The 12,611-nt window shown below is 74.7% G+C and carries 11 protein-coding genes; 5 read left to right on the forward strand and 6 right to left on the reverse strand.

Translation table 11 applies throughout. The annotated features are described in order from the left end of the window. Positions 1–30: 30 nt before the first annotated feature. The 4 genes from Q0858_RS02170 to Q0858_RS02185 are packed head-to-tail and all read right to left on the reverse strand — an operon-like array spanning position 31 to position 3,921. Positions 31–1,263: an acyl-CoA dehydrogenase family protein gene (locus Q0858_RS02170; RefSeq protein WP_299050570.1), complete on the reverse strand. Its 1,233-nt coding sequence runs from the start codon at positions 1,261–1,263 to the stop codon at positions 31–33. 20 nt (positions 1,264–1,283) lie between these two features. Beyond that, positions 1,284–2,342, reverse strand: a complete 1,059-nt coding sequence (locus tag Q0858_RS02175; protein ID WP_299050572.1) for a phosphotransferase family protein — start codon at positions 2,340–2,342, stop codon at positions 1,284–1,286. Beyond that, positions 2,342–3,169, reverse strand: a complete 828-nt coding sequence (locus Q0858_RS02180) for an SDR family oxidoreductase (protein ID WP_299050575.1) — start codon at positions 3,167–3,169, stop codon at positions 2,342–2,344. Before Q0858_RS02180 ends, Q0858_RS02175 begins: the two co-directional genes overlap by 1 nt. Beyond that, positions 3,166–3,921, reverse strand: coding sequence for an SDR family oxidoreductase (locus tag Q0858_RS02185; RefSeq protein WP_299050578.1), 756 nt, complete (start codon positions 3,919–3,921; stop codon positions 3,166–3,168). Before Q0858_RS02185 ends, Q0858_RS02180 begins: the two co-directional genes overlap by 4 nt. Before the next feature lie 62 nt (positions 3,922–3,983). On the opposite strand from Q0858_RS02185, the gene Q0858_RS02190 reads away from it, so the two are divergent. Beyond that, on the forward strand, positions 3,984–4,649 hold the full coding sequence (locus tag Q0858_RS02190; protein ID WP_299050581.1) for a TetR family transcriptional regulator: 666 nt from the start codon (positions 3,984–3,986) through the stop codon (positions 4,647–4,649). Here the strand turns inward: Q0858_RS02190 and Q0858_RS02195 are convergent. Then, on the reverse strand, positions 4,588–6,006 hold the full coding sequence (locus tag Q0858_RS02195; RefSeq protein ID WP_299050583.1) for a right-handed parallel beta-helix repeat-containing protein: 1,419 nt from the start codon (positions 6,004–6,006) through the stop codon (positions 4,588–4,590). The two genes, Q0858_RS02190 and Q0858_RS02195, sit on opposite strands and share 62 nt — an antisense overlap. A gap of 94 nt (positions 6,007–6,100) precedes the next feature. Here Q0858_RS02195 and Q0858_RS02200 point away from each other — a divergent pair, with 94 nt between their 5' ends. Both Q0858_RS02200 and Q0858_RS02205 read left to right on the forward strand, forming a co-directional pair. After that, positions 6,101–7,753, forward strand: a complete 1,653-nt coding sequence (locus tag Q0858_RS02200; protein ID WP_299050586.1) for an ATP-binding cassette domain-containing protein — start codon at positions 6,101–6,103, stop codon at positions 7,751–7,753. A gap of 190 nt (positions 7,754–7,943) precedes the next feature. Further along, positions 7,944–9,524, forward strand: a complete 1,581-nt coding sequence (locus Q0858_RS02205; protein ID WP_299050589.1) for a long-chain-fatty-acid--CoA ligase — start codon at positions 7,944–7,946, stop codon at positions 9,522–9,524. Between the two features lie 3 nt (positions 9,525–9,527). On the opposite strand, the gene Q0858_RS02210 is transcribed toward Q0858_RS02205, so the two are convergent. Then, positions 9,528–10,427, reverse strand: a complete 900-nt coding sequence (locus tag Q0858_RS02210; protein WP_299050591.1) for a LysR family transcriptional regulator — start codon at positions 10,425–10,427, stop codon at positions 9,528–9,530. Between the two features lie 75 nt (positions 10,428–10,502). Here Q0858_RS02210 and Q0858_RS02215 point away from each other — a divergent pair, with 75 nt between their 5' ends. After that, positions 10,503–11,474: a C4-dicarboxylate ABC transporter gene (locus tag Q0858_RS02215; protein WP_299050593.1), complete on the forward strand. Its 972-nt coding sequence runs from the start codon at positions 10,503–10,505 to the stop codon at positions 11,472–11,474. 63 nt (positions 11,475–11,537) lie between these two features. After that, complete coding sequence (locus Q0858_RS02220) at positions 11,538–12,548, forward strand: response regulator transcription factor (protein ID WP_299050595.1); 1,011 nt, start codon at positions 11,538–11,540, stop codon at positions 12,546–12,548. Positions 12,549–12,611 lie beyond the last annotated feature (63 nt).

The raw sequence follows: 12,611 nt of genomic DNA on the forward strand, positions 1-12,611 counted from the left end.
GGTCGGGCGGTGCGTCACGAAGCCGGGTCGTTACGCGGTGTGCTTGCGGATCTCGGCCTTGCCCAGCGCCGACTTGTGGACCTCGTCGGGGCCGTCGGCGAAGCGGAGCGTCCGGATGCCGGCGTACGCCGCGGCGAGGGGGAAGTCCTGCGAGATGCCGCCGCCGCCGTGGACCTGCATGGCCCGGTCGAGGATCGTCTGCACCGCGAGCGGCGTGGCGATCTTGATGGCCTGGATGTCGCCGTGGGCGGCGCGGTTGCCGGCGGTGTCCATGCGCCACGCGGTGTGCAGCGTCAGCAGGCGGAGCTGGTCGACGGTGACGCGGGCCTCGGCGATCCACTCGCGGATCACGCCCTGCTCGGCGAGCGGCTTGCCGAAGGCGACGCGCTCGGAGGCGCGGGCGCACATGAGCTCGATCGCGCGCTCGGCGACGCCGATCGAGCGCATGCAGTGGTGGATGCGGCCGGGGCCGAGACGGCCCTGGGCGATCGCGAAGCCGTCGCCCTCGTCGCCGATGAGGTTCGCGGCGGGCACCCGGACGTCGGTGAACCGCAGCTCGGCGTGGCCACCGTGGTCGTGGTCGTCGTACCCGAAGACGTGCATGCCGCGGACGACCTCGAGGCCGGGGGTGTCGCGGGGGACCAGGATCATCGACTGCTGGCGGTGGCGGTCGGCCGACGGGTCGGTCTTGCCCATCACGATGAAGATCGTGCAGTCGGGGTTCATGGCCCCGGTGATCCACCACTTGCGGCCGTTGATGACGTAGTCGTCGCCGTCGCGGACGATCGAGGTCTCGACGTTGGTGGCGTCGGACGACGCGACGTCGGGCTCGGTCATCGCGAACGCCGAGCGGATCTCGCCGGCCAGCAGCGGCTCCAGCCACTGCTTCTTCTGGGCGTCGTCGCCGAACATGGCGATCGTCTCCATGTTGCCGGTGTCGGGCGCGGCGCAGTTCAGGACGGCGGGCGCGAGGCCGACGGCACGGCCGGTGATCTCGGCGAGCGGGGCGTACTGGAGGCTCGTCAGCCCGGCGCCGTGGCCGTCGGGGTCGTGCTTGGGCGGCAGGAACAGGTTCCACAGACCGCGGTCGCGGGCCTCGGCCTGGAGCTCCTTGAGGATGGGCGTGCGGCTCCACGCCCACGGGTCGTCGGAGCTCGAGAGCTGCTCGGAGAAGGTCGCCTCGGCGGGCACGATGCGCTCGGCCATGAAGGCCTCGAGCCGCTCGATCATGTCGGTGGTGCGCTCGTCGTGGGTGAAGTCCATCGGGAGTCCTCTCGGGAGTCTCAGGAGGTGCTGCGGAGTGCGTCGAGGCCGGCGCGCATCAGGGGCACGGTGGCGGCCCCGATGCCCTCGAACCCGTCGCCGGTGGTCTGGCCCTGCTCGTGGCGGTAGTGGATCCCCTCGAGGATCACGGCGAGCTTGAAGAAGCCCAGGCCGAGGTGGAAGCGCAGGTCGTCGAGGTCGTGGCCGGCGGCGGCGTACCGCTGCTGGACCTCCTCGGCGCTCGGGTAGCCGGGGGCCAGGGAGGCGTCGGAGACCGACCGCTCCTGGCCCCCGAGGTCGAGGCGGGCGAGCCGGTCGTAGACCAGCAGCAGCGCGAGGTCGGTGAGCGGGTCGCCGAGCGTGGCCATCTCCCAGTCGACGACCGCGGCGACCTCGTCGTCGGGTCCGACCAGGAGGTTGTCGAGGCGGTAGTCGCCGTGGACGATCCCGGCCCGGTCGGTGGTCGGCACCTGCGCGGCCAGCGCGGCGGCGAGCTCGTCGGCGCCGGGCAGGTCGCGGTTGCGCGACCCCTCCAGCTGGCGGGTCCAGCGACGGACCTGCCGCTCCAGGAACCCCTCGGGGCGCCCGAACTCCGCGAGCCCGACCGACGCCGGGTCGACGTGGTGCAGGGCGGCGAGGACGTCGACCATCCGCTCGGTGATCGCGCGGGTGCGCTCGGCGCCGAGGGGCTCGAGCTGCGCGGCGGTGCGGTACGGCGTCCCGTCGACGCGCTCCATCAGGTAGAAGGGCGCGCCCAGCACGTCCTCGTCGGTGCAGTGCGCGACCATCCCCGGCACGGGGACGTCGGTGTCGCGCAGCGCCGACATGACGGTGAACTCGCGGCCCATGTCGTGGGCCGTGGCCTGCACGTGGCCCCGCGGCGGGCGCCGCAGCACCCAGGTCGACGTGCCGTCCGTGACCTCGAAGGTGAGGTTCGACTTGCCGCCAGTCAGGAGCCGGCCGGTCAGGTCACCGGCGAGGTCGACCGTGCCCGTGGACGTCAGCCAGGCGCCGACGGCGGCGAGGTCCTGCTCGACGGGCCGGGCCTCCCACTCGCGTGCGCTCGTGCTGTCGGCCATCAGAAACCCGCCTCCCCGATCGACGTGCCGCCCTGGTCGTCGACGCGCTGGCGCAGCTTGCGCATGCCGCGCAGCCAGCCGTCGGTGTCCGCGGCCCGGTAGGAGTAGTAGTCGGCCACCTCGGGGTGGGGGAGCACCAGGAAGCGCTCCTCGCCCTCGGACAGCGACGCGACCCAGGCCTCGGCCACCTGCTCGGGCTCGAGCGCACCGTCGTGGGACAGCAGCGCGGTCACCTTGCCGGCCTCCTCGAGCATCCGGGTGCGCACGCCCTGCGGGCAGATGGCCTGGACGGCGACCCCGCGGTCGCCGTACGTCACGGAGAGCCACTCGGCGAAGGCGACGGCGGCGTGCTTGGTGACGGTGTACGGCGCGTTGCCGATCATCCCGAGCAGCCCCGCGGCGGACGCGGTGACGACGAAGCGACCGCCGGGCGGGCCGGCGGGGCCGGGGTCGGTCCACGTGGGGACGAGCGCGCGCGCCAGCCGGACGTGGGCGAGCACGTTGACCTCGAGGGTCTGCTCCCAGACCGCGTCGGGGGTGTCGAGGTCGCCGCCGGTGTCGACGCCGGCGTTGGAGCACACGACGTCGACGGCACCGAGGTGCTGGGTCGCGGCGGTCACGAGGTCGCGGGCACCGTCCGCGGTGGCGCAGTCGCCGGGCTCGGGGTGGCCGCCGACCTCCTCGGCGACCTCCGCGGCCAGGGCCGGGTCGAGGTCGTTGACGACCACGCGGGCGCCCTCGGCGGCGGCGCGGACGGCGAGCGCCCGACCGATGCCGCGCCCGGCGCCGGTGACGAGGACGCCGGCGCCGGCGAGCGGGCCGCTCACACGCCGCCCCGCAGCAGGGTGCCGCCGTCCAGGGTCAGCGTCTGCCCGGTCACCCAGGCGGCGTCGTCGGACAGCAGGTAGGCGACGGCGCCGGCGACGTCCTCCGGGGCGCCGAGGCGTCCGAGCGGGTAGCCCGCGACGACCTCGGCCTCCTTGCCGTCGAACAGCGCGGTGGCGAACTGGGTCTTCACGATCGCCGGCGCCACGGCGTTGAGGCGGACGTCCGGCGCGAGCTCGACCGCGAGCTCCTCGGTGAGGTGGATGAGCATCGCCTTGGTGGCGCCGTACCAGGCGATGCCCGGGGCGGGCCGGATCCCGGCGACGGAGGCGACGTTGACGACGGCGCCGCCGTGGTCCTTCATCCAGGCGGCGTGCGCCCGCTGGATCCACGACAGCGCGGCGAGGCAGTTGACCTCGACGGTCTTGCGGGCCGCGCTGAGGTCGAGCTCCAGCAGCGGGCCGTACGTCGGGTTGATGCCCGTGTTGTTGACCAGCAGGTCGAGGCTGCCGAAGGTCGACACCGCCCGCTCGACGACCTCGGCCTGGTGGTCGGCGTCGTCCGCGCCGCCCGGGACGCCCAGGACGTGCTCCTCGCCGCCGAGGCTCTCGACGGCCTCGGCGAGGGGCTCGGGCTTGCGTCCGGTGATCACCACCCGCGCCCCCTCGTCGACGAGGCGGCGGGCGATCGCGAGACCGATGCCCCGGCTGGCGCCGGTGACGACCGCGGTGCGGCCGGCGAGGCGGGTGGACATCTCGGGCACTGGACCTCCAGGGGCGTTGCCGACTAGGTGAGCGTTTGCTTACCCTGTCCGACGTGGATGGTCCAGTCAACCCCGACCGCGGCCCTGGTCCGGGCTCCGGTCCGGGCAGCGAGCGCCTGGCGCGCGCCGCCGCGGAGGCGTTCGCCGCGCGGGGCTTCCACGGGACGTCCACGCGGCACGTCGCGGCGGCCGCGGGCATGAGTCCGGCGGCGCTCTACGTCCACCACCGCTCGAAGGAGGAGCTGCTCCACGCTCTCTCGCTGGAGGGCCACCGGCGGGTCCTCGCGCTCGTGCGTGAGGCCGCCTCCGGGGCCGACGACCCTGTCGCGGCACTGGGGGTCCTCGTCGAGCGCTTCGTCGAGCACCACGCGACCGAGCACGTCTCGTCGCGCGTCGTGAACTACGAGCTCGCCGCCCTCGACGACGACCACCGCGCCGAGGTGGCCGCGCTGCGCCACGAGATCGAGGAGACCGTCCGCGCCGTCGTACGACGGGGGGTCGCGGCGGGCCTGTTCGTCACCGACGACCCCGACCTCAGCGCCGCCGCGCTCCTCTCGCTCGGGGTCGACGTCTCGCGCTGGTACCGCCCCGGTGGCCGGTGGACCCCCGCCGAGGTCGCCGCGCACTACCGCGGACTCGCGCTCGCGATGCTGGGGGTCAGCGGTCGTGGCCCAGGGCCCGCCACTGCTCGAGCGTCAGGTACTCGTCGTCCCACATGAACGGCGCCGGCGCACGCTGGCTCCACCGGTTGCCGCTCCAGGTGATCGTCGGGTCGTCGAAGATCTCGTCGCGGCCGTCGTCGGCGACCATGCCTGACTCGCCCTCCGCCATCGCCACGGTGTTGTCGGCGATCCGGACGTCGTGCAGCCGGCGCGGGGTGCCGTCGACGTCGCTGGTGCCCCGGTCCTGCTGGATCATCCCGATGCCCTCCGCGTTGCCGGCCAGTCGGTTGCCCGTGACCTGGACGTCGTGGGAGCCCGCGAGGAGGATCCCGGAGCCCCACAGCCACGCCGGGAAGCCGTGGCCGTTGCCGGTCACGTCGTTGTCCGCGATCACCGCGTCGGCGCTGATCTCGTGGAAGATCCCCATCCACGCGTTGTCGTGGACCTCGTTGCCGCGGTAGACGGTGTCCTGGGCGTCGATGTCCGTCCACAGCCCCGGGCCGGCGTTGCGTACCACCCGGTTCCGCAGGACGCGCAGGCCGTCGGTGACGGCCCACTTGGCCCCGCCGGCCTCCCACGCGGGGTCGTAGCCGCCGCCGCCGTTCCGCGCGATGACGGTGCCGACCACCCGGGTGTCGTCGCCGGTGCCGCCGATCCCGAGCTGGCCGTTGCGGCGGACGGTGCTGTCGAGCACCGTCGCGCCGCCCTCCGTGGTGATGCCGGCGCCGTGGTTGTCCTGGACGGTGACGTCCTCGATCCTCCAGCCCGGCGCCGAGGCCCGGACGGCCCCGCGCTGGGCGGGCGTGGCGAAGTGCTGGGCGGTGATCCCGTGGACGGTGACGCCGGTGGCGTGGGGGCGGGCGAGGACGGCGGCGGGGGAGACGAGCCCCTCGATCCGCGTGCCCCGCGGGTCGCCGCCGAGGTGGACGGCGTCGTGGCGGTAGTCGAACCAGTAGCTGCCCGGTCCGAGGTCCGACCGGGCGAGCACCCGGCGGAGGGGGACGCCGTCGCGGAGGACGTCGTCCGGGCGGGAGCACTCCGGTCGCTCCTCCAGGCACGTGCCGGTGCGCTCGCCCTCCTGCCGCTGGCCGCGCACCACCCAGCCGTCGCGGGTGCGGGTGAAGCCCCGCAGCACGCGAGAGCCGTCCAGGACGGCCCCCGGCCCGGTGATCGTCTGGTCGCGCCGGGGCTCCAGCGGTCGGCTGATGCGGTAGGTCCCGGGGCGCAGGCAGATCGTCTCCCCGGTCGCGGCGGCCCGCACCGCGCCGACCGGGTCCCCGCCCGGGCGGACGACGACGTCGCAGGCGACCTCCAGGGCTCCAGCCGGGGCTTGCGCGGAGGCGGTCGGGAGCCCGAGGGGCACGAGCCCGAGGACGACTCCGACCGCGGCGGTGAGGTGACGACTCGCCATCATGGTCCGACGGTAGGCCCCGGACGGCCCGGTGTCTGCGGTCCGCGACGGGATATCGACGTGCGGTCCCGAGGCCGCTCCGGCAGGATCGAGCCCCGTGGGACACGTCGACATCGCCGGGGTACGGGTGGACCTGCCCGACGGGCGGGTCCTGCTCGACGAGGTCTCCTTCCGGGTCGGGGAGGGCCAGAAGGTCGCCCTCGTCGGCGCGAACGGCGCCGGCAAGACCACCCTGCTGCGGGTGGTGACCGGCGAGCTGGTCCCGCAGGCCGGCGCGGTCACCCGCTCCGGCGGGCTCGGGGTGATGCCGCAGTTCGTCGGCCAGGGCGTCGTCCCCGGCGGTGGCGAGCTGCCGACCGTCGCCGACCTCATGGTCTCCGTCGCGCCGCCCCGCGTACGACGGGCCGTCGCCGAGGTCGACCGCTGCGAGCTCGCGCTGATGGAGTCCGACGACGAGCCCACCCAGATGGCCTACGCCACCGCGCTGGCCGAGCTCGGCGACGCCGGCGGCTACGACATCGAGGTCGTCTGGGACACCTGCACCACCGCCTCCCTCGGCGTCGGCTGGGACCGGGCCCGCAACCGCCTCCTGCGCACCCTGTCCGGCGGGGAGCAGAAGCGGCTGGTGCTGGAGTACCTGCTCCGCGGCCCCGACGAGGTGCTGCTGCTCGACGAGCCCGACAACTACCTCGACGTGCCCGCGAAGATCTGGCTCGAGCAGCGGCTGGCGGCCTCGGAGAAGTCGGTGCTGTTCGTCTCCCACGACCGGGAGCTCATGGCGAACGCCGCGACCCGCGTCGTCACGGTCGAGCTGGGCGCCGGCGGCGCCGCCAACGGGGTCTGGGTCCACCCCGGTGGGTTCGCGTCGTACCACCAGGCGCGCACCGAGCGCTTCGCCCGCTTCGAGGAGCAGCGCAAGCGGTGGGACGAGGAGCTCGCCAAGCTCGAGGCCCTCGTCGCGATGTACAAGGCGAAGGCGTCGTTCCGCTCCGACATGGCGAGCCGCTACCAGGCGGCCAAGACGCGCCTCCGGAAGTTCGAGGAGGCGGGCCCGCCCACCGAGCAGCCCCGCGAGCAGCAGGTCTCGATGCGCCTGCGGGGCGGTCGCACCGGCAAGCGCGCGGTGGTCTGCGAGGGCCTCGAGCTGACCGGCCTGATGAAGCCCTTCGACCTCGAGGTCTGGTACGGCGAGCGCGTCGCCGTCCTCGGCTCCAACGGGTCCGGCAAGTCCCACTTCCTGCGGCTGCTCGCCGGCGAGGACGTCACCCACACCGGCGTCGCCCGGCTCGGGGCGCGGGTGCGGCCGGGGTGGTTCGTACAGACCCACGAGCACCCGGAGCTCGTCGGGAGGACGCTGCTCGAGATCCTGCACCGCGGCGAGGGGGAGCGCGCCGGGATGGGACGGGAGGCCGCCTCCCGGGTGCTCGACCGCTACGAGCTGTCCGCCTCCGCGGAGCAGCGCTTCGAGCAGCTCTCCGGCGGCCAGCAGGCGCGCTTCCAGATCCTGCTGCTCGAGCTGTCGGGCTGCACGCTGCTGCTGCTCGACGAGCCGACCGACAACCTCGACGTGCAGTCCGCCGAGGCGCTCGAGGCGGGCCTGGAGTCGTTCGAGGGCAGCGTCCTCGCCGTGACCCACGACCGCTGGTTCGCCCGCGGCTTCGACCGCTACCTCGTCTACGGCGCCGACGGCACCGTCCGCGAGACCGACGGCCCGGTCTGGGACGAGGGGCGGGTCGTGCGGTCGCGCTGACGTCGTGCGACCTCCGACCAGCCCCGGAGATCGAGGGATGAGCGTCGCGCAGCGACCGGGCCACGAGATCCGGTGAGGGGTCGGCGGTCGGCTCGCCGGGCCTCGTGGCTCCTCGCCGGGGCTCGGAGCACCTCGACCTCCGACCGGGACGACCGTTGCCGCTGTCTGTGACCTGTGCCACTCTCCGGCCATGACGGCGACGGCTGAGCTCGCGACCCCGACGTACCTCGACGAGCGCCTGGCGCACTGGGCGCGCGAGACGCCGGACGCCGAGGCGATGACCTACCTGGGGCGGACGTGGACCTGGGCCGAGATGCACGACCGGGTACGACGCCTCGCGGGCGCGCTCCGGGCGATGGGGATCGGGCGCGGCGACGTCGTGTCGTTCCTCGACAAGAACCACCCCGCCTGCGTCGAGCTGACCCTGGCCGCGGCCTCGCTCGGCGCGGCCAACGCGATCGTGAACTTCCGCCTCGCCGCCGACGAGATCGACTACGTCGTCAACGACTCGGGCGCCCGCGTGCTGCTCGTCGGCACCGAGCTGCTGGGCCAGGTGGAGGCCGTCCGCGACCGGCTGACGCACGTCGAGCGGGTCGTCGCGCTGACCCCGGACGGGGCCGACGGCGACGAGTACGAGGCGCTGCTCGCCGGGGCCGACCCGGTCGACCGCGACCCGGCGGTGGAGCCGGGGGACACCTGCCTCGTCATGTACTCCTCGGGCACCACCGGTCGCCCCAAGGGCGTCATGCTCAGCCAGGCCAACATGGTCGCCCACACCCTGAACGCGCACGACGGCTGGGCGTTCGACCCGGGCGACAAGAACATGGTGTCGATGCCGCTGTTCCACGTGGGCGGGTCGTCGTACGTGCTGTTCGGCATCCACGACGGCGTCCCCAGCGTGATGACCCGCGACCCTGACGGCGCGTCGCTGGCCGGCGCGATCATGGCCGGGGCGAACCGGACCTTCCTCGTGCCCGCCGTCCTCGCGCAGGTGCTGGCGTCGGGCGACCAGGCGATCGCGGTCTTCGGCAGGCTGAAGACCTACTGCTACGGCGCCGCCCCGATGCCGCTGCCGCTGCTCCGTGCGGCGATCCAGGCGTGGCCGGACACCGACTTCATCCAGGTCTACGGCCTGACCGAGGTCTGCGGCGTCATCACCCACCTCATGCCCGCCGAGCACCGCGACCCCGACCACCCCGAGCGCCTGGTCAGCGCGGGCCAGCCGATCCCCGGCGCCGAGGTGCGGGTCGTCGACGTGGGCACCGGCGAGGACCTCCCGGTCGGCGACCACGGCGAGCTGTGGTTCCGCTCCCCGCAGGTCATGACGGGCTACCTCGGCAAGCCGGAGGCCACGGCCGAGGTGATCACCGAGGACGGCTGGTTCCGCACCGGCGACATCGGCAAGGTCGACGCCGACGGCTACGTCTACGTCACCGACCGGCTCAAGGACATGATCATCTCGGGCGGGGAGAACATCTACTCGCCCGAGATCGAGCGCGTCCTCGCCGAGCACCCCGCGGTCGCGGAGGTCGCGATCATCGGCGTGCCCGACGACCGCTGGGGCGAGACCGTCAAGGCGGTCGTCTCGCTGCACCCCGGCCAGGAGGCGACCGAGGCCGAGCTCGTCGAGCACTGCCGCGCGTCGCTCGCCCGGTACAAGTGCCCGAGCAGCGTGGAGTTCCTCGAGGCGCTGCCACGCAACCCGACCGGCAAGATCCTCAAGCGCGACCTGCGGGCGCCGTACTGGGGCGAGTGGGACCGCCGGATCTGAGGCTCACCCGGCCGCCGCGATGGCGACGAGGTCCCGGACCGGTCCCGCGGGCGGCGTACGACGACCCAGCCAGACCGCCCGCAGCGTGCGGCTGAGCGCGAGGTCGCGCAGGGGCACCTCGACGAGGTCGCCGGACGCCAGCGGGACCGCGACGGTGCGCCGGCTGACCACGGCCGGCGCGGAGCCGGCGAGGACGGCCTCCCGGATGCCCGTCGAGGTCGTGAGCTCGACCGCGGGCGGTGACAGGGTCAGCCCGTGTCCGGCCAGCGCCTCCTCGAGCACCTCCCGGGTGCCCGAGCCGGCCTCGCGGGAGGTCAGCGACAGTGCGGCGACCTCTGCGGGCCCCAGCGGCGTGCGGCGGCGGGCCAAGGCGTGGTCGGGGGTGCAGACGAGGACGAGCTCGTCGGTGCCCACCTCCGCCCAGGCCAGGCCACGGGGGGCCTCGACGCCCTCCACGAACCCCAGCGAGGCGCGGTGGGCGAGCACCGCCGCCACGGCACCCGCCGAGTTCGTCGCCGTCATCGAGACCTCGACGGCCTCCCGGGAGGTGGCGCGCAGGCGCACGAGCCACCGGGGGAGCAGGTGCTCGGCGACGGTCATGCTGGCGGCGACCCGGAGGTGACGCTGCTGGTCGTCGCGGAGGCTGGCGAGCGCGACCTCCGTCTCGGCGGCCACGTCGAGCAGCCGCGTCGACCACTCGACGACGACCTGCCCGGCCGCGGTGAGCTCGGAGCCGCGGGCGCCGCGCCACAGCAGCGGCACGCCCAGCAGTGTCTCCGCGGCCCGCACCCGTTCCGAGGCGCCCTGCTGTGAGAGGCCCTCGGCGCGCGCGGCGGCGCCGATGCTGCCGTGGCGCGCGACCCCCACGAGGAGGGCGAGGGTGCGGAGGTCCGGGAGGGGCATCCCACAAGCATAGATTGTGGACACACCAAGATCCGGTGGCTACTGCCGGACTCGGGAGGAGCGCACCATGGAGTCATGACCACGACCGACCTGCCCCCTGCCGCCACCACGGCCGCGCTGGCCCCGAACTGGTTCGCCGCGGTCATGGGCACGGGCATCGTGGCGACCGCGGCCGTCACCCTCCCCGTCACGCACCCCGTCCTCACCGTCGCCGCCACCGGCGTCTGGGTGCTCTCCGTGGTCCTGCTCGCGGGGGTGACCGTCCGCAGCCTCGGCGGCGCCTGGCACGACCACCCGGCGATGTCGCACTTCCTCGGGGCGCGCGCGATGGCGCCGATGAGCGTGGCCGCCGCGACCATCCTGGTCGGCAGCCGCGTGGTCGGCGCCCCCACCGCGTACGTCGCGGCCCTGGTGCTGTGGCTGGTGGGGACCGGCCTCGGCCTGGCGACGGCGACCTCGCGACGCATCCGGGCGCAGCGCACCGGGCCGGCGGAGGCCACGTGGCTGATGCCGGTGGTGCCCCCGATGGTCAGCGCCGCGGTCGGCGCGCTGCTCGCGGTCCGCTCGCCCGAGCCGCTGGCCACCGGCCTGCTCGTCGTGTCGTGGGCCTGCTTCGCGCTGACCCTCGTGCTGGCGGCGGGCCCCGCCCTGGCCGTCGTCCGTCGCGTCGCCGGTGGGGACCTCCCGGCGGCGACCCCGACCCTGTTCGTCGTGCTCGGCCCGCTGGGCCAGTCCGCGACCGCGGTGCTCCTGCTGGCCCCCGGCCGGCGGCTCGCCGTCCTGTACGCCGCCCTCGTGCTGGTCGCGGCGCTGGTCTGGTTGGCCGCGGCGGTGGCCTGCGTGCTCCGGCAGCGTCCGCCGTTCGCGATGACGTGGTGGGCGTTCACCTTCCCGGTGGGCACGGTCGTCACCGGCTCGTCGGCCCTGGCCGCGGCCACGGGGTCCGGGCTCGCCGCGACGGTGGCCGTGGCGACGTACGTCGGGCTGGTCGGTGTCTGGGCCGTGACGGCGTCCCGCACCGCCCTCGGGCTCCGCGCCCCGCGCTGAGGTATCGGTCCGGGTCGGGCCGTTCGGCACGAGCCGGCCGCCCGGTCGCTGTAGGTTCGTCGCATGGGGACACCGCTGACCGCCGTGATCGCCGACGACGACCCGGACATCACGGACCTGATCGACGTCGTGCTGGGCAGCGTGGGCTTCCGCGTGGTCCACGCGCAGAACGGGGCGGACGCCGTGGAGGCGGTGCGCCAGCACGCCCCGGTGCTGACCACGATGGACGTGAGCATGCCGGGCATGGACGGGTTGTCCGCGCTGCGCCAGCTGCGTGAGTTCAGCGCGACGTACCTCATCATGATCACCTCGAGGTCGACCGACGACGACGTGATCGCGGCCTTCGAGGCCGGCGCCGACGACTACCTGGTCAAGCCGTTCAGCCCCCGCGAGCTCCAGCTGCGCGCCGAGGCCATGCTGCGCCGCGCCGCGTCGGCCCCGCAGGTGGAGCCCGAGCCGGAGCAGGGGTGGGCGGTCGCCGCCGCCCGCGAGTTCCGGGAGTCGCTGAACCGCGACGCGACCCCGGCGCCGGTCGATCCCGACCCCGGCGCGCCGCTGTTCGACGAGGTCGCGGACGTGGTCCCGCCGCCCCTGCCCCCGGTCGCCCCGGTCGCCCCGGTCACCCCGGTCACCCCCGCGGTTCCCCCCGCCCCTGCGGCGCCGGCTCCCGTCGCGGCTCCGGCTCCGCCGGTCCAGCGACCCGTCCCCGCCGAGGACGACCCCGCCGGCGGGGTGGTCTGGCAGGGGGACCTGGCGCAGTTCGGCCCGCTCGTCGTCGACACCCGCGGGGGTGCCGTCCAGCTCGCGGGCCGGCGGATCGCGGTCCCGGCCGAGGAGCTCGACCTGCTGGTCGCCCTGATGCGCACCGGACGCCGCGTCCGCAGCCGCGCCGACCTCGTCCTCGCCATGCGCGGGGACGGGGCGACGTCGCACTTCGTCAACGAGGCCGACAAGCGGGTCGTCGACCAGCACGTCGCCAGCCTGCAGCAGCGCCTCGGGGACGACCCCGCGAACCCGCGCGTGGTGGAGACGGTCCGGGGCGTGGGCTTCCGGCTGGCGCGATCCACCGGCTGAGGCCTCCGGGCGACCGGGTCCGACCGGCCGGGCCCGGCAGCGGGGGTCCGCCGGGCCCGACCG

The organism is uncultured Nocardioides sp. (assembly GCF_947489365.1).
Lineage (GTDB): Bacteria > Actinomycetota > Actinomycetes > Propionibacteriales > Nocardioidaceae > Nocardioides.